General features: G+C 38.3%; 22 protein-coding genes. 6 read left to right on the forward strand and 16 right to left on the reverse strand.

Annotation, left to right across the window (positions count from 1 at the left end; genetic code table 11):
• Positions 1–39: 39 nt before the first annotated feature.
• Positions 40–1257 (forward strand): sporulation integral membrane protein YlbJ, encoded by a 1218-nt coding sequence (ylbJ, locus tag ACOZ9X_RS10175; RefSeq protein ID WP_423418041.1) that lies wholly within the window; start codon positions 40–42, stop codon positions 1255–1257.
• On the opposite strand, the gene coaD is transcribed toward ylbJ, so the two are convergent.
• Both coaD and rsmD read right to left on the reverse strand, forming a co-directional pair.
• A complete protein-coding gene (gene coaD / locus ACOZ9X_RS10180) occupies positions 1254–1742 on the reverse strand; it encodes a pantetheine-phosphate adenylyltransferase (protein ID WP_066393400.1) in 489 nt (162 codons plus the stop codon). The two genes, ylbJ and coaD, sit on opposite strands and share 4 nt — an antisense overlap.
• Positions 1743–1764: 22 nt before the next feature.
• A complete protein-coding gene (rsmD, locus tag ACOZ9X_RS10185; RefSeq protein ID WP_423418267.1) occupies positions 1765–2319 on the reverse strand; it encodes a 16S rRNA (guanine(966)-N(2))-methyltransferase RsmD in 555 nt (184 codons plus the stop codon).
• A 337-nt stretch (positions 2320–2656) separates the two neighbouring features.
• Here rsmD and ACOZ9X_RS10190 point away from each other — a divergent pair, with 337 nt between their 5' ends.
• Positions 2657–3034, forward strand: coding sequence for a DUF7147 family protein (locus ACOZ9X_RS10190; RefSeq protein WP_423418268.1), 378 nt, complete (start codon positions 2657–2659; stop codon positions 3032–3034).
• Positions 3035–3216: 182 nt separating this feature from the next.
• On the opposite strand, the gene ACOZ9X_RS10195 is transcribed toward ACOZ9X_RS10190, so the two are convergent.
• Positions 3217–3492 (reverse strand): YlbG family protein, encoded by a 276-nt coding sequence (locus tag ACOZ9X_RS10195; RefSeq protein ID WP_066245799.1) that lies wholly within the window; start codon positions 3490–3492, stop codon positions 3217–3219.
• 70 nt (positions 3493–3562) lie between these two features.
• Between ACOZ9X_RS10195 and ACOZ9X_RS10200 the strand changes: the two genes are divergently transcribed.
• On the forward strand, positions 3563–3883 hold the full coding sequence (locus ACOZ9X_RS10200) for a hypothetical protein (RefSeq protein WP_423418042.1): 321 nt from the start codon (positions 3563–3565) through the stop codon (positions 3881–3883).
• Between the two features lie 2 nt (positions 3884–3885).
• On the opposite strand, the gene ACOZ9X_RS10205 is transcribed toward ACOZ9X_RS10200, so the two are convergent.
• The 4 genes from ACOZ9X_RS10205 to ylbD form a co-directional block, all read right to left on the reverse strand.
• On the reverse strand, positions 3886–4320 hold the full coding sequence (locus ACOZ9X_RS10205) for a YlbF family regulator (protein WP_423418043.1): 435 nt from the start codon (positions 4318–4320) through the stop codon (positions 3886–3888).
• A gap of 113 nt (positions 4321–4433) precedes the next feature.
• Positions 4434–4868, reverse strand: a complete 435-nt coding sequence (locus ACOZ9X_RS10210; protein ID WP_423418044.1) for a hypothetical protein — start codon at positions 4866–4868, stop codon at positions 4434–4436.
• Between the two features lie 64 nt (positions 4869–4932).
• Positions 4933–5235 (reverse strand): YlbE-like family protein, encoded by a 303-nt coding sequence (locus ACOZ9X_RS10215; protein WP_144700974.1) that lies wholly within the window; start codon positions 5233–5235, stop codon positions 4933–4935.
• A gap of 14 nt (positions 5236–5249) precedes the next feature.
• A complete protein-coding gene (ylbD, locus tag ACOZ9X_RS10220) occupies positions 5250–5654 on the reverse strand; it encodes a spore coat protein YlbD (RefSeq protein WP_423418045.1) in 405 nt (134 codons plus the stop codon).
• 172 nt (positions 5655–5826) lie between these two features.
• Between ylbD and ACOZ9X_RS10225 the strand changes: the two genes are divergently transcribed.
• On the forward strand, positions 5827–6306 hold the full coding sequence (locus ACOZ9X_RS10225; RefSeq protein WP_423418046.1) for a PaaI family thioesterase: 480 nt from the start codon (positions 5827–5829) through the stop codon (positions 6304–6306).
• Between the two features lie 54 nt (positions 6307–6360).
• Here ACOZ9X_RS10225 and ACOZ9X_RS10230 read toward each other — a convergent pair whose 3' ends face one another.
• The gene (locus tag ACOZ9X_RS10230; RefSeq protein WP_423418047.1) at positions 6361–7392 is read right to left on the reverse strand and encodes a CAP domain-containing protein; all 1032 of its coding nucleotides are present in this window, start codon (positions 7390–7392) and stop codon (positions 6361–6363) included.
• Positions 7393–7516: 124 nt separating this feature from the next.
• Positions 7517–7945, reverse strand: a complete 429-nt coding sequence (locus tag ACOZ9X_RS10235) for a CBS domain-containing protein (protein WP_423418048.1) — start codon at positions 7943–7945, stop codon at positions 7517–7519.
• A 158-nt stretch (positions 7946–8103) separates the two neighbouring features.
• Here ACOZ9X_RS10235 and ACOZ9X_RS10240 point away from each other — a divergent pair, with 158 nt between their 5' ends.
• Entirely contained in the window at positions 8104–8454 is a 351-nt protein-coding gene (locus ACOZ9X_RS10240) for a YugN family protein (protein ID WP_144700984.1), read from the forward strand.
• Between the two features lie 25 nt (positions 8455–8479).
• On the opposite strand, the gene ACOZ9X_RS10245 is transcribed toward ACOZ9X_RS10240, so the two are convergent.
• From ACOZ9X_RS10245 to cyoE, 7 genes are all read right to left on the reverse strand, one after another.
• Positions 8480–9196: a nucleotidyltransferase domain-containing protein gene (locus ACOZ9X_RS10245; protein ID WP_423418269.1), complete on the reverse strand. Its 717-nt coding sequence runs from the start codon at positions 9194–9196 to the stop codon at positions 8480–8482.
• A gap of 253 nt (positions 9197–9449) precedes the next feature.
• Positions 9450–10322 carry a cytochrome c oxidase assembly protein gene (locus ACOZ9X_RS10250; RefSeq protein ID WP_423418049.1) on the reverse strand — a complete coding sequence of 291 codons (873 nt, stop codon included), beginning with the start codon at positions 10320–10322 and terminating at the stop codon, positions 9450–9452.
• Positions 10323–10457: 135 nt separating this feature from the next.
• Positions 10458–10802, reverse strand: a complete 345-nt coding sequence (locus ACOZ9X_RS10255; RefSeq protein WP_066393364.1) for a cytochrome C oxidase subunit IV family protein — start codon at positions 10800–10802, stop codon at positions 10458–10460.
• Positions 10803–10806: 4 nt separating this feature from the next.
• Positions 10807–11427, reverse strand: a complete 621-nt coding sequence (locus ACOZ9X_RS10260) for a cytochrome c oxidase subunit 3 (protein ID WP_066393359.1) — start codon at positions 11425–11427, stop codon at positions 10807–10809.
• Complete coding sequence (gene ctaD, locus ACOZ9X_RS10265) at positions 11427–13271, reverse strand: cytochrome c oxidase subunit I (protein WP_318243561.1); 1845 nt, start codon at positions 13269–13271, stop codon at positions 11427–11429. Before ctaD ends, ACOZ9X_RS10260 begins: the two co-directional genes overlap by 1 nt.
• 31 nt (positions 13272–13302) lie before the next feature.
• A complete protein-coding gene (gene coxB / locus ACOZ9X_RS10270) occupies positions 13303–14322 on the reverse strand; it encodes a cytochrome c oxidase subunit II (protein WP_423418050.1) in 1020 nt (339 codons plus the stop codon).
• A 256-nt stretch (positions 14323–14578) separates the two neighbouring features.
• Entirely contained in the window at positions 14579–15514 is a 936-nt protein-coding gene (gene cyoE, locus ACOZ9X_RS10275) for a heme o synthase (RefSeq protein ID WP_423418051.1), read from the reverse strand.
• A gap of 348 nt (positions 15515–15862) precedes the next feature.
• On the opposite strand from cyoE, the gene ACOZ9X_RS10280 reads away from it, so the two are divergent.
• Positions 15863–16750, forward strand: a complete 888-nt coding sequence (locus tag ACOZ9X_RS10280) for a COX15/CtaA family protein (RefSeq protein ID WP_260858603.1) — start codon at positions 15863–15865, stop codon at positions 16748–16750.
• Positions 16751–16759: the final 9 nt, after the last annotated feature.

Consider the following 16759-nt stretch of genomic DNA (forward strand, 5'->3'; position numbering starts at 1 on the left):
GTAAGTATAGTGTAATTTTGCGAGAGGAGCACTCCCCTTATGAACAAAGCCTATTTCAAAACACTTCTATTGTCAGCATCTGCTATTATCATAGCAATATCCATAATCATATACCCAAAAGAAACATACATGGCATCCGTTAACGGGTTGAAGATGTGGTGGGACGTTGTTTTCCCATCCTTGATGCCCTTTTTTATACTATCAGAGGTATTAATGGGGTTTGGTGTCGTACATCTAATAGGTGTATTATTCGAGCCTTTAATGAGACCGATTTTCCGTGTGCCTGGTGCAGGAGGTTTCGTTTGGGCGATGGGTATTTCTTCAGGATTCCCTGCTGGGGCGAAGCTAACAGCACGATTATGGCACCAAAAGCAGATTACGACCCTAGAAGCTGAACGCCTCGTATCTTTTACGAATTGTTCAAACCCGTTGTTCATGTTCAGCGCAATTGCAGTGGGTTTTTTTCATAACGCGGCTCTCGGCATCGTTCTCGCAGTAAGCCACTATTTGGGCAATTTTTTCGTTGGACTGATCATGAGGTTCCACGGTTGGAAAAAAGAACCCGTTGAAAAGGAAGTACGCTATAGAGGAAAAGGACTTACCAACGCGTTCAAACACATGCATGAAGCTAGATTAGCAGACAATCGCCCCATCGGGCAGCTTCTTGGAGATGCCGTGCAGCAATCTACGAAAACACTTCTTATGATCGGTGGTTTCATTATTCTCTTCTCTGTACTAAGTAAGATGATGGATCTTCTTCACGTAGCAGAACTGCTTTCAAGCTTAATTAATTATTTTTTTGTCGCGCTTTCGCTATCTGAACAATTAAGTCTTCCTCTCATTAACGGAATCTTTGAGATCACGTTAGGCAGCAACTTAACGAGTCTCGCTCAATCGTCCATCATACAACAAGCCGTAATCGTGAGTTTCATATTAGCTTTTAGCGGTTTTTCCGTACAAGCACAAGTAGCTAGTATCCTTGCAGACACTGATATTAAGTTCAAGCCATTCTTTTTTGCAAGAATACTTCATGGGTTTTTATCAGCGATCATTTGCCTTTTAGTATTCCCTTATTTGTATCACGTTAAAAGTACTACTGCTCCAGCATTTGCATTTCTTACTGAGAAAACCGTCCATATTAGTGAGTTTGGTATGTACGCACTCATGCATAGCCATTATGTAACACTAGGATTCTTAATCCTTTCAATTCTAATATGGAACAGAGACCTTATGAAAAAAAACAGCCTCCGCACTTAACGGGGGCTGTTGTATTTCTCTTTTAATGCTTCTTCTACTACTTCAGGAACAAGATCTGAAACGTTCGCATGATACTTTGCTGCTTCTTTAACGATGCTCGAGCTGAGGAAAGAATATTGATTGTTTGTCATCATAAAGAATGTTTCAACTTCATCATCTAGTTTTTTGTTGATAGAAGCGATTTTCATCTCGTATTCAAAATCTGATACTGCACGAAGTCCCCTAAGAATAACATTTGCTCCGATATTCTTTACATAATCAATCAATAGACCGTTAAACGAGTCTACCTTTACGTTGGGAAATTGTTTCGTAACTTCCTTTAAGAGGACGATTCTCTCATCAACTGTAAACAAAGGGTCTTTGCTTTGATTATTTGCTACTACGACAATTACTTCATCAAATACTGTTGCTCCACGTTTAATAATGTCCAGATGACCACGAGTTACGGGATCAAAGCTACCAGGACAGACTGCAGTTGTTGGCATTTTTTTCACCTCATACTTTATGTTAATCACGTTTGTAGATCGTTATTGTAGTCGTTTTTCCGTATGTTTCCTGTCTGACCTGATAAAAGTTTCCGATCTCCTCAGGTAGTGTTACATCTGTACCATGTTCAGTCACTATACTTCCTTCTGGAGATAAAAGATCAAGCTTATCAATCTCCTTCATATCCTTTAACAACATCTGCTTCGCATAAGGAGGATCAAGGAATATCATATCAAATTGCGTCTCTCTTTTATGAAGCGCTTTCAATGCTCTTTTCGCATCATTACGAAAGACTTCTGTTTTGTCTTCGTAATTGCATTGTTTAATATTCTCTTTGATCGTATGTACCGCTTTTTGATCCTTGTCTATGAAAATAAAATGCTCCATGCCTCGGCTTAATGCTTCTAAACCTAAGCCGCCACTGCCGCCATATAGATCAAGACCCGTACCCCCATCAAAGAAAGGACCGATCATGTTAAAGATGGATTCTTTAATCTTATCAGTTGTTGGTCTTGTGTTCATACCCGGTACTGCTTTAAGTGGTCTTCCCTTACATTCTCCAGCTATTACTCTCACGTTCTTCACTCAATTCTTTATCCGTTTTCCCTTACTTATCCTATCACAAGTAAACACGTAATCAAACAATCAAATCTTTTTCTTATAAGTATAAGGCAAATTAAATGAGGTCATACTATTTATAACAACATCAACGAACGATGTTGTTGCCAACCGCGGAGAAGACTTACTCCCCATAAGTTCTTCATCCGGTTTCTCCTCTCCCATCGCCTTTGAACAGAAGTGATTTTGTTTTAAAGGCAACCTGCAGTTTTTGCTGCAGGTTTTTTTCATGCTTAAAAGCCTTTAAGCACTTAGATGATTGTGCTACATTGTTCTATAGAAAGGGGAATGAATGATGATTCAACGATTTATTGAACTTGGAGAGGGCTATTCAGATCTTTATGAACTCCTTGAGATCATGGAGACGAACAAAGAACGTATCGCGCAGTTATTGTGCCTTAAAGTTAAAAAAGAAGATAAAATGTACGCGTCACTAGTTGCCGTACTTCATCCTGCTTCTGAAGGAAAATTTCAGCCACTATACATTTGTCGAGAAGGAGTACCCTATCCTTCGAAACGAATTGATCTATTTGAGGCGAAAGCCGCTGAATTAAATAAAGAAGTAATAACATTTGATGTTAAACCATCAACAGATTTTGCTGAAACTGAACTCTTTTTTCACTATTTAACAGGGATTCTTCGGTTAAACTACCTGATACCGCCTTTGTTATAAAATGAATTTTTTGCCAAATAAGGTGAAGACTTATAAATTTTTTTGAGGACTTATAAAAATATTTGAAGACTTATAAAATCTCTTCAAGACTTATAAATTCTTTTGAAGACTTATAAATGGAATTACTGACAAAAAACAAACCTAAAGAAAACAGGCAGCTATTTTTATTAGCGGCCTGTCTTTTAAATCCCCATCTTATAATCATACTCTTTTGCTTTATCGACGATTTTACTTTCATATTCTGTCTTGATCTCTTGTTTATGAGACCTTTTTACTTCTTTAACAAAATGTAAGGATTCCAGCTTCGCTGCTATTTCGTCTATTTTGTTTCCATCACAGTACAGAACAGCATACTTTAACCTTCTAGAGACATAATGTACATTTCCATAACGCCTTAACTGTTTTGAAAACTTTAATGAATGAAGAAAAACAGATAGCCCACGACGATTACCTATCATAATTAAAGCCCCTTTTATATACTTAAATTGAACAAATAAATGAATACTCCGTAATAGGAAGTGATGTAGATTGGACTTAGACAACATTTGGGAACAGTTTATAGATCGTATGAAACAAGATCCTATGATCATTCATATCGAAAGAAAAATGATGGCCGGCATCCCTTTCATATATGTAACGGTTTCTTCGCAGTTTTCAATCGATCACACAACTGATTCTGTAAAAAAACATGCCGTAAAAGCTATGAAAGGGAAACGGCTAACATTGAACCTTACATTTGTAAGATCAGAAGAAAATCTTCATGTGTACCGAATGCGTTTTTTAGTTCCGCAAGAAAAAATGTTCTGCTGTGGTAATTTATGCTTCGATTGCATTCGGTTTAACGACTGAGTTTAAGCACAGCCGCAAGATCCACCAGAACCGCATCCACCACTGCAAGAGCTCTCGTCAAAGAAAGGATTGCCCGTTGGAACTTTAATCTGCTCAGATACACTGTATGCAATGATTTTGCTGCACTCCATCAATAAATTCTCAAGTTCTTTTTCTGCTTTCTTAAATTGAGCAATGTTTTCATGGAAATCAAGCTCTCGTTTAAGTGTACGAACTTGTGTTGAAACGGTATGAAAATCAGGATGATATTTACCAAAACGCTGTACTTCTTCATACTGTTCTTTCATCTTGGCGAAACGAGCAATCATGTTCTGTGCTTCTACATCTTGCTCTAGGTTAAATTTTGACTCTCTATATGCTATTGCAACACTGGAATCGGCAACCATCTCTGCTAATGCTAGAGATTCTTCCAGCAATACACTTTGGTCTAAACTCATACGTCACACCTCCCTTTAGGTATGAGGTTTCTAATCTATTATAGCGGATATTGACTGGACTTAAAAGCATAGCCGTCTTTATAAAAAAATAAAACTCTTCTAATATCGAAGAGTTATCGAACTTGAACGACTATGTTTTTCTTAATTCCGTAATCAGATCCATCCTTTTTCTTCAGCTGCAAAGTAATCGTATGTTTACCAGGATTCATATTTTTTAAGATGAACATAGATTGATTAGCATTCATCTTCCACTTATTGTTTACAAAGACGGCAATATATCCGTCCTTATTACCAGGTGTCTTCGTTAGACCTCCTTGGAATGAGAACCTTGAAATAATATTCTCAAAATAGATGCGCTGTTTTTTCACATGATAGTTGACCGCCCAGTCTTTATCCATTATTGGATACGATGCAGATACCTCCACAGCTTTTGATTCTTGAAGTTTTGTCTCGGAGAATCCTTCATAAAATTTGGTTATCATAAACAGCATGAGCACTATGATCACTAAAAGACCGCCTGTATAAAACCGTCTGTTTCTTATTTTCATAAAAAAACCACTCCTTATAGAAGTAGTTTTTTCCTTTTTTCTTTTTATTATCCCTCAAGATGCCTTAACCGTTGTTAAGAGAGTCTGGCATCGGCTGAAAATCATTCGGCACAGGGGCGCCACTTCCTTTTACTTCATCACCCATTACAGAGATTAATTCCATTAACAGTCCAAAATTTTGTACCTGTTGATGAAAGCGATCTACTCTCTGCCCGAAAGTACGTCCGTAAAACACTTTCGCACCCTCTTCCAGCTCAGATACTGAAAAAGGGTTTCTGCTTAATTTCCTATACCACTCTGGTTTTTCTCTTATATAATATTTCAAGTCAGGTCTTGTATTTAAGTACTCTAGGATTTCTCTTCGCACTCCGCACACATCCTTTAGTCCCTGTATGAAGGATAATCATTCATTCTCTTTTCAGGCAGCTGGTTCGGTCTGTCAGACTGATTGTTAAATTGCTGTAATAGTTCTTGAACCGCATCCATCAGACTGCCAAATTGAGATAAATATTTTTGTACATCGTTTATCTGAATTTTACTTAAACCAGCAACAATATCCCCCACTGTAAGTTCTGTTCTTGTCTTATCAGACTTAGAGCGGTCGTCTTGTTTTTCTTCTTTGTCTTTGTCTTTTGCATACTGATTCCAGCTTTCATGTTCTTCACCCAAAACAATCCAATCCTGATAAACTTCTTTCCAAGGCCTTTTATTCTTCTTCACTTCCTTAATTAAATCAGGATGTTTATGAACGAACTCTTTGAAACTTTCTATATCAGTCTTTACCACAGAATCCACCCCCAGCCATCCACTGACGAATGATGTTTACTACATGATACATAAGTGCCCATAAATTGGTGCGCCCATTTTTTAGATTGCGTGCAAAGTTGATTCTGTTTACTTTATTCTCACCCGCCCAAAAAGGTACAATAAAAATAAAAAAAGATTGAGGGAGAGAATATTGCATATTAAGGACGAGTGGAAAGAATTCTTTGAAACCAGTACTGAACAAGAGCAACAGGTCATGAAACTTTTTTTGGACAGTTTAAAATTAAAAAGGGAAAAGGACCATCTAACACACATTGCTTCTTTATTAGATTTTAAAACGACTAGAATCAACGATCACACACTAGAAATGGAGATGCCGAATTCGCCCTTACTTGATAATTCAATTGGAATATTACATGGAGGTCTCACTGCAACCCTTTTAGATACAGCAATGGGCACAATGGCCAGTCTAGTTCCAGGTAATAAAAGAGGAGCAGTAACAGTAGAACTAAAAGTAGACTACTTAACACCAGGTGTTGGAGAGTTGTTTATATGCCGTGCTGAAGTCGTTCAAAATGGCAGACAATTGGTACGCATGGATGGAAAGGTACGTAACGAAACCGGTACGTTGATCGCATCTGCTTCGGGCACCTTCTTTAAACTTTCAGAATAATACGCAAATTGAAAAAGGCTGAACCTATTAAGGTTCAGCCTTACAACGATCTATTTACTCCATAGGTACCAAGAAATTTTGGGTGTAATACTTATTATCTACACCTATTCCTAAATGGGTATATTCATTGTTTAACAATGTGTTTCTATGGCCTTCACTGTTCATCCAGCCTTCTACTGCTGCAATGCCGTCCGTATAGTTTGCTGCTATGTTTTCACCTGCCTGCAGAAACTTTACATCTTTTTGTTGCAACCTGTCTGAGAGCGTTCTTCCATCCTTACTCTCATGGGAAAAATATTGCTGATCTAACATATCTTTTGAATGAAGATAGGCTACCTCAGATGTCTTTTCATCCCATTTCAACGGATTTTTTTCGTATTTTAGACGAATAATGTTCGTTAACTCAAAAACTTGTTGTTCTTCGGATTGATCTACTTTATTCTGTTCATCATCGCTCAATTGTCCAAGCGGTGGCAGATCACCTCGATATACAATAGAATAAGGTCTTTGTTTTAACAACACATCTGAAGTAGTATACCGTACACTTGAAAGCTGATTCGTAAACTTATCAAAATAAAGCTGTACCCAAACACTATCATTCAACTTAATGAGCGGACGTAGCATAACTTCTTGCTCAGATAGTTCAAATCTAAAAAAATCTTCTCCATCATTAATGGTAATATCACTCTCAATCGGAAACTTCTGAATGATCGTGTTTGAATTTTCTCCGATTTTAAATGGTGAGGTATTTACATCAGATCCAATAACAAACAGCGTAACTACTTTACCGTTTTCAACACCTGCTTGAAGATACCCTTTTGGACTCTTGTTTCCATAGATATACCATTCATAGCCATAACTTGATGGGTCAATTCTCTCAGGTTCTCCCCATTGCTTCTTAAATGCTTCTATATCTTTCCCTACCCAGTTTGAAACAGCATCCTCAGGAATCTTAAGCGTTTCTTCTATGTACTCTACTTTTGTATCAGGCTTTTCTTTCTCGACCGTAAATTCTGGCAGAACATCATAAAAAAACAAACCGATTAAAATAAAAACGGATAGGAAAAAAGTAACCAATCCTCGCATAATGGTTCCCCCTATATCTTTCTTCTCTTATTAGTTTAGCATAGAGGGTATGTGTTTGGATGAACCGTTTCAAAAATAAAACAGCTCCAATTAAAATGGAACCGTTTTATACTATCGATATAGCTTATTGAATTTGATCCCGTTGCTCTGAAACTTGTGTAAGGGTATGTCCCGCAGCAGAGTCACTCTCTTTAGCTAGTGATAGATCTCCTAAAGAAATAATTCCTACAAGCTTATTGTTCTCCACGATCGGAAGCCTTCTGATTTGTTTGTCTGCCATCAGATCTGCAGCTTCTTCTGCCGTCATATCTAGAGAACCAGTATACAGATTTTCACTCATAACGTCTGTTACTTTTGTAGAGCCTGGACGTTTTTCAGCAACTCCTCGAACGACAATATCTCGATCTGTGATGACTCCTATGATCTGATCATTTTCACAAACTGGAATCACACCTACATCATCCTTCTTCATCTTTACCGCTACTTCATAAACATTGTCCAATGGTGTAACAAAGTCTACATTCCTCGTCATGATCTCACTTACCTTTTTCAAATCCTTACCTCCTCTAAAATGGAAATCTGTTCTTCTATATGCTTTACGAAAGAAAAACAAATATGCGCACTTTTGACAATGATTGCATCTTTAGCGCTTTCATAATATCATTAAGAAGTGATTATTATTTTTTTATTGAATTCCTAGGAGGTTTCACAATGAAATTTGAAGAAAGCGGCTTAAACGGGAAGGTAGTTGAGTTTTCACTTTTAGAACATGTAATGGAAAACCATGGCATGATCCGTGCTGGCCAATGGGATTATGAACGTATTACATATGATTACAAATTTGAAGACATGACGAACGGTGATGTTTATTACTTCCGATTCCCTTGTCATGTTATTGAAGCAGAAACTGAAACTCCACACGCTAAAGTTGAACTTGGAACACCTTATGTAGGGAAACATTATTACCCTCACGGTGTGGAATATGATGAAGTATTCCCAAAACACGTTGTGAATCAATGCAACAAATTAATTGAAGCACTTCATACTGAATTGCACGTTTAAAAAACCCCTCGATGAGGGGTTTTTCTTATTCAACAGCTTTTTCTGGTGATTGAGAGGAATATCCTTCAAATAGCCTACCACCATATGGAGCGATTACTTCGTCAACAAATGCGATCACTTTTGATTTAATACGATTGGAAAAATAGTCATTAAATACTAAACCAAATTGTTCTGCAAATGGTTCATTGTATTCTTTCAAAGCACGAAGAATCCATTTCCCTTCTCCGATCCAGTGCCCATTAACACGTAATACAAATTCATGTGTTCGATCAGCGAGTTTCGAAACGATAAATAAATCTTCTAATATATTCGTTGACCCCTCCAAATCGTTTAATAGATCGGTTAAGAAATATCGTGCTTGCTCGATCTCAATTGTTTTCCATGGCGTTGGCCCTGCTTTCAATAGCTGTAAAGCTTCATTCTTAATTCGAGAAGCCTGTCCAGTATCTTGAAGAATAATGCCTTCAGCACACATTTGAGGAAGAGAGGGTCTTGCCCGATCAATATTTTGCCTAAAGAAATGTTTGTATGTAAACATATTGTGAACAAAGACTTCGATCGGCCAATCATATTCTGTTAGTGATTCACGATAAGATTCACTTACCGAACTGTCGATGATGATAATATCTAGATCAGAGCTCTCTGTTTCTTCTCCCCTAACAACACTGCCAGCCAGATAGGCTACATCACAGTTTGGATAATGAGACTCTATAAATTTTTTAGCGGCTTGTCTTGCACTGATTCTCATGTTTTTCTTTCCTTTCTACAGGGCTTTACTTTTTAATTCGACATCATAAGGGCAATTTCATTTTTTTTGCTGTGATTTTATCGTCTCTTTTAGGAATTGTTTTTGCTCATGTAAGTGGTTGGTTTCATGTTTTTATATACTTCGCTTTTAGGGAAGCTTGAGAAGAGATATTCTCTGAAAGCATGTCGTTTGCAAACAGCTTTAAGTACAGATTCAGACAAAAAAAATAACCTGCAAAAAATGCCGGTTACTTTAATTCAGGTTTCAGTTGGTTATTTTGTCTTTTTATTAACTCCAAGTCCGCTTTATCGCGGAGACGTTCTTTTTTAACCCATCTTGTGAAGATCAATCCTAGTACAAATGCGTAGATAACTTCTTGGAAGATCTTCATCGTTACTCCACCTACGTGCTGATCTTCTTTCGGTGTCATCGTTTCAAATAATTGCGGTACGTTTCTGTACGTTTCATAGAGTTGAAAATCAGCAAACATGATCAGTGCGCAAGCTGGAGTCATTAGAACACCATTCGCAAAAACGTATCCGATCTTCTTGATATCTGACAACGTATCAAGCTCTTTAACCGGACAAAGAACCGGCCACCACATCGTATAAGCTGTTATTAATAACAAGGCATGATATCCATAATGAATGATCGGATTCGAAACGGCGGCATCAAACACTAATGGAATATGATACAAGGAAAATACAGCATTAAAGATTAGTAGTGCAAGCAACGGCTTCGTGAGGAAATGAAAAATACGTGTAAGAATTGTTTTCTTACTTAACCAATTTTTCCATTTTACTTCAGGAATCGCAAGGATCATGAGTGGTGCAATCATTAAATAAAGCACTGCCATCTGTACCATGTGAACACTAAATAAATAATTGTGTCCTAAGACCTGAACAGGTGTACCTTTAATGATGATCATTAACAAGAGAGAAGCGATCATTGAAGTTTGCTGCCATTTTGTTGCAAGCTTCTTACCCTGTTTATCTCGGGCAACGAATCGAAAATAAACGAACGCAAGAATGATGGCTATAACATATATAGAAGGCGGAAAAAGCTCGTACCAGTTATAATCACTCAAACTAATATGATGAACATGATGATCATGATGCATGTCTGTCATCTCCTTTATAAAAGTACCCATAAACACTATATCAATCATAGTTGGTACTTGTACGGAATGTTAGTGACAATTCGTAATATTGTAACAAATAAAAAGGGCTGCACACGAGATGCAGCCCTTCCTTCTTTACGATGTCCAAATAAGTCCCATTAAGGAAGCTACTGTTATAGCTGCAACCAATATACCACTAGCCATACCCCAGATTGGGAAGTCATGTCCTTTGTGGCTTAAGTGCATCCAAACATACAGCTGGAAGAATACTTGAACAACTGCCAATGTGAGGATAAACAAAACAGCAAACGAATCACTGATCTTGTCACTCCAGATCGCAAAGAATGCAACGATCGTTAAAAGAATCATCATGACAAAAGAAACGTTATGATGCTTACGCTCCTCTTTCAAGGCAAGCTTACGCTGAATCTCTTCGTGACGATGAACGGTAGTTTCAGGGTTTTGTGTGTGATTAGCCATGAGTTTAGCCTACCTTTCCCATTAGATAAACAACGGTAAAAATGAATACCCATACAACATCGACAAAGTGCCAATATAGAGCAAACAAATAATACTTAGGAGCATTAGATAATGTGATTCCTCTGTTCCAGTTTCTAGCTAACAACGTAGTGATCCATAGAATTCCAAACAATACGTGAGCTCCGTGGAAACCTACTAACGTATAGAAAGCTGAACCGAATGCAGAACTAGTAAACGTATGTCCTTCATGAACATAATGTATGAACTCATAAATCTCTAGACCTAAGAATCCAAGACCCAATAATAAGGTTACGAGGAACCAGCCTTGTAATGAACGTACTTTGTTCTGCTTTAAAGAAAGTACTGCGTACACACTCGTAAGGGAACTAGTAAGTAGCAGCATTGTAGCTAGGAATACTAATGGCAGTGAAAATAGTTCTTCCCCAGAAGGGCCATCTAAATGCATGTTTCTAAGACCTAGATATGTCCCAAAAAGTGTTGCAAATAAAACCGTTTCTCCACCAAGGAATAACCAGAATCCTAAAAATTTATTCTTACCTTCAAGGGTAGCTTTTTCAGGATGTGCAGGGAAATTAGCATCTGTTAAACGTTCTCCAGCATTCATTAAGCTCTACCCCCTTTAATGTCTGCTTCAACTTCTTCTTTATGAATATGATACCCATGATCATCAATAATAGAACGGAGGAACATAGTGATTAAGACAAGCCCTAGTCCTGCTCCAGCTACGTACCAGTTTGAATAGATAAAACCAAAACCAGAAATAAACATACCTAGAGATAAAATGAACGGAAGAATCGATCCGTTTGGCATGTGAATTTCTCCTACAGGTTCTGCAGGTGTCATCTCGCCGTTTCCAGCTGTTTTTTCAACATACAGTGCATCAAGACCACGAACGAGTGGAGTTTGAGCAAAGTTGTATTCTGGAGTTGGTACTGGCATAGACCATTCAAGTGTACGCCCATCCCATGGATCTTTTGTTGTTGCATATTTAGATGATGCAGAGATGATGATGTTGATTAGGAGTACAACTGTTCCTGCACCCATAAGAATCGCGCCGATCGTACTTACAAAGTTTGCTCCGTCAAGTTCTTGGCCAGACATATATGTATAAACACGTCTAGGCATACCCATTAGTCCTAACCAGTGCTGAGGGAAGAACGTTAAATGGAAACCAATAAAGAACAACCAGAAGTTCCACTTTCCAAGTGTTTCATTCAATACGCGGTTAAACATTCTCGGGTACCAATAGTATAACCCTGAGAATAATCCTAAAATCAAACCACCAACGATAACATAGTGGAAGTGAGCTACTACGAAATAACTGTCATGATACTGATAGTCAGCAGCAGGTACAGAAAGCATAACGCCTGTTACTCCACCCATTACGAAAGTTGGTACGAATCCAACTGCAAAAAGCATAGCTGTCGAGAAACGAATCTGTCCGCCCCACATTGTGAAGATCCAGTTAAAGATCTTAACACCAGTCGGAATCGCGATCGCCATCGTTGCTACAGCGAAGATTGAGTTAGCTACAGGTCCTAAACCAACAGTAAACATGTGGTGAACCCAAACCATGAATCCTAAGAATCCGATCAGTACTGTCGCAAAAACCATTGCGCTATAACCGAACAAACGCTTATTTGAGAATGTAGAAATAACTTCAGAGATAATACCGAATGCTGGAAGAATTAAGATATATACTTCCGGGTGACCAAAGATCCAGAAAATATGTTCCCAGATTAATATGTTACCACCCATATCTGGATTAAAGAAATTAGCATCAAATACACGTTCGAACATTAGTAAGAAGAATCCTACTGTAAGTGCAGGGAATGCGAAAAGAATAAGTCCAGATGTAACAAATGAAGCCCATGTGAACAATGGCATACGCATGAATGTCATACCAGGTGCACGCATATTGATAATCGTTACAAGGAAGTTAATACCACCTGCAAGAGTACCTGCTCCGGCAATCTGAAGACCGAGTACATAGAAATCAACACCCGTATCCTCTGCGACCGTTGATAAAGGTGCATAAGCTGTCCATCCAGCTTCAGGAGCACCACCTAAGAACCAACTTAAGTTCAAAAGTACTCCCCCGAAGAAGAATAACCAGAATCCGACTGCGTTTACATAAGGAAACGCTACGTCACGAGCGCCTAACTGTAAAGGAACGATCGCATTCATGAAACCAAAGATGATCGGCATGGCTGCCAAGAAGATCATCGTTGTTCCATGCATTGTTAACAATTGATTATAAAGTTCACCAGTGAAAATCTTGCTGTCTGGTTCCATAAGTTGAATACGCATTAAAACTGCTTCAAGTCCTCCGATTAAGAAGAAGAAGCCACCAGCCAAAAGATACAGAATACCGATCTTTTTATGGTCAACGGTAGTGAGCCAATCCATTAACCCACTTCTCTTTTTGTGACTTTCGTGAGTTGCCACGGTGTAACCTCCTTTTTTGCAATGCTTAAGACTATTTCAATTTAAGACCTAACAAGTAATCTGAAACAGCATCAATTTCCTCATCAGAAAGATTTACTTTAGGCATGTTGTTGCCTGGTTTAACTTCTTGAGGGTCCTTGATCCACTTTTTCAGATTTTCTTTATCATGTTCTAAGATACCTGCTACACGGTCTTTATCCCCAAAACCAGTTAAGCTAGGCCCTGTGTTTCCGCCGTTTTGTCCAACAGCGTGACAAGATAAACAGTTCTTTTCAAAGACTTGTTGTCCATCAGCATTAGCAGAAGATTTGTCGTCAGCCGCTTTATAGCCCGCAACCCAGTTCTTGTAGTCTTCTTTAGAAACAACTCTTACTTTAAAGTCCATTAAAGCATGGGATGCACCACAAAGTTCAGCACATTTCCCTTTGTACACTACGTCTGTCTTACTTCCCGTATCAAACCACATGTAGTTCTTGTTTTTATCACCAGGGTTTGTATCGGTCTTACCTGCTAGTGAAGGAATCCAGAAAGAGTGAATAACATCAGCAGATGATAATTCAACGTGCACTTTCGTATCTGCCGGAAGAACCAGTTCTTGAGAAGTGATTAATTCTTCTTTCGGATATTCAAACTCCCACCAATATTGGTGTCCAGTAACCTTAATGCTTAACTCGTTCTTTGAAGCAGGTTTCGCATCTGCAGAGAATTCAAACGTTCTCATTACAGTTGGTACAGCTAAGATGATAAGCAAAAGAATCGGAATAACTGTCCATAATAGTTCAAGCATGTGGTTACCTTCCACTTGCTTAGGTGTAGATTCGTCACCTTTTCTCTTTCTAAACTTCAATAATACGAATGCATAAAGAACGAAAACTACCACCAGAACCAGAATCATAATACTAATAGAGATCAGCATCAGCTGGAACTGTTTGTCAGCAACTTCACCTTGCGGAATTAAAGTTGATAGAGTCGGATCTCCGCACCCCATCAAAAGAAGAGCCAACATGGCAAATAAGGAAAGAAAACGCCCTTTTTGTAGCCATTTTTTCATCACTACATATACCCCACTTTCTCGTTGTAGTCTGTTTTGACTGAATGTTCTATCTATTCAATTCAAATAAATAGGTTATTTGAATGGAAATAGCAAAAATAAATCTTACGCATTAAAACCTTTGTTAATAAAACTAGGAGTTTCACTCTTATGAGTGAATACAAACGATAAGCCTTCATCTATACTTTTTTATGAAAGCCCTTTTATGTAAAGGCGATTATAGGAACAGCACAATCGCGCTGTTCCAGTATAAAATCTATATGTTCACTAAGATCATAGCAACAAACATAATGGTCATATAATTCAACGAATATACGAACATCATACGAGCCCACTTCATGTCATCCTTAGTCTTTAGCCCTGATAATGCTAGGATCAGCCAACCTGTTCCTAACACAGCAGCAAGGATCAAGTAGAAGATACCAAATTCGAACAGGTAAAGAGACACAGGAAGTAATGCGGCTACGTACCAGATCATCTGACGTTTCGTTAATGCGAAACCGGATACAACAGGAAGCATTGGAATACCAGCTTTTCTATAATCTTCACATCGTTTCATCGCAAGCGCTAAAAAGTGTGGAGGTTGCCATAAAAACATGATTAAGAATAAGATCCAAGCAACCCAATGAAGGTTTGCATCAACTGCTGCCCAACCGATTAAAGGTGGCACAGCCCCAGATATGCCTCCGACTACCGTATTAATAGAATGAGTTCGTTTAAGCCACATCGTGTAAACGACAACATATACAAACAGTCCGATCAATCCCATAACTGCTGCTGTTAAGGTTGTAATGGCAAGCATAACTGTTCCGATTGCGGATAGAATAATACCTACCCAAAGGACTTGATTCGCGCTGATCCTGCCCGTAACTGTCGGCCGTTCAATCGTACGTTCCATCAGCTGGTCTATATCTCTATCAATATAGTTATTCAAGCAGCAGCCACCTGCAATAACTAATGCAGCACCTAAAATACAAAGAACTAAATCGCCAATCTTGTCAGAAAATAAAAGATTGTTATATTTTAAAGCTAGAAAGAATCCAGCAAATGTCGTAATCAAGTTACTCATAACAATCCCGAGCTTCGCGATGGTCAAAAAATCTTTCCAGGTGCCTGTAGGATTCGCTTCAGATAGAGGTCCAGGTTCCATTACTTTGTTAGCGACTTCATATGCAGTTGGAGTTTTGCTCAACAGATACACCTCCTTTTAGAGTAAAATGTTCCAATTCTTGCTTTTGCTGTTATTTAAGCCCTCATTCATTCTATATGGGCTTGACTCTAAAATCAACGGTAAAAAAATGTCTTCATCTGTTCACAATATGTAAAGTAGAACGTTTTACCTATATGATAGGATAGTGGTATATAAAGATTATATAAAGAAAATGTCCTCTAACATTATAAAACAAATCAAGTGCTTTGTATACTTCGACTAATATAGACACTATCTTATCTTATTTGTACGATGGAAGTGTCTGGAATACTTGTTGAAATTATTACAAATTTGTGAACGGTTATTGGACAAAAAAAGCAGGTGAATGAATTGAAAAGATTTTATCAGATTTATTCTATTATTACTTCGTTAGGTATGTTGCTCGTATTGCTGATGGGAGCTGTTGTAACAAAAACAGGCTCAGGTGATGGATGCGGTAACTCGTGGCCGCTCTGTTATGGAGAAATCTTGCCTACAGCACCTAAACTCGAAACGATTATTGAAGTGAGTCACCGTTTTGTGTCAGCATGGCTTGGCCTTCTCGTTATCATACTCGCGATTTGGGCTTGGAGACGAGATCCACATAGAAAAGAGATAAAGATTTTGGCTGGATCAGCTGTATTCTTTATTATCCTTCAAGGCCTTCTTGGAGCCGCTGCCGTTATTTGGAGTCAATCTTCGGCTGTTCTTGCCTCCCATTTCGGCTTTTCGCTCGTTTCGTTCGCAAGTGTTCTTTTGATTGCGATTCTTTCTTTTGAAGATCCTAACCGTCCTTTTATCGCGAAAGTGTCGCCCGCATTTAAAAAGAACATCTATTGGTTATTCGCTTATCTGTATGCTGTTGTATACACAGGTGCACTCGTAAGACATACTGGCTCAAGCATGGGATGTGGTCCTGAGTTCCCTCTTTGCAATGGAACCATTTTCGCAACAATCGGATCTCAAGCAAGCATTCATCTATTGCATCGAATCGCTGCTATCGTCCTGTTTGTTTGGATCGTATACGCTTGGTATCACGCTCGAAAATACTATAGCGATCAAAAAGTAGTAACAAAAGGATTTCAGTTCGCTCTACTATTTGTCATTCTTCAAGGTGTATCAGGTGCACTGATCGTTTATTCCAACTTAAACTTATTCGTGGCCCTTGGTCATGGATTGATCATTTCCTTCTTGTTCGGAACGCTGAGTTACTTAGCGTTAATCGTATATCGAAAGTAAAAATAAAAA

The organism is Fictibacillus nanhaiensis (assembly GCF_049537595.1).
Classification (GTDB): Bacteria; Bacillota; Bacilli; order Bacillales; family Fictibacillaceae; genus Fictibacillus; species Fictibacillus nanhaiensis_F.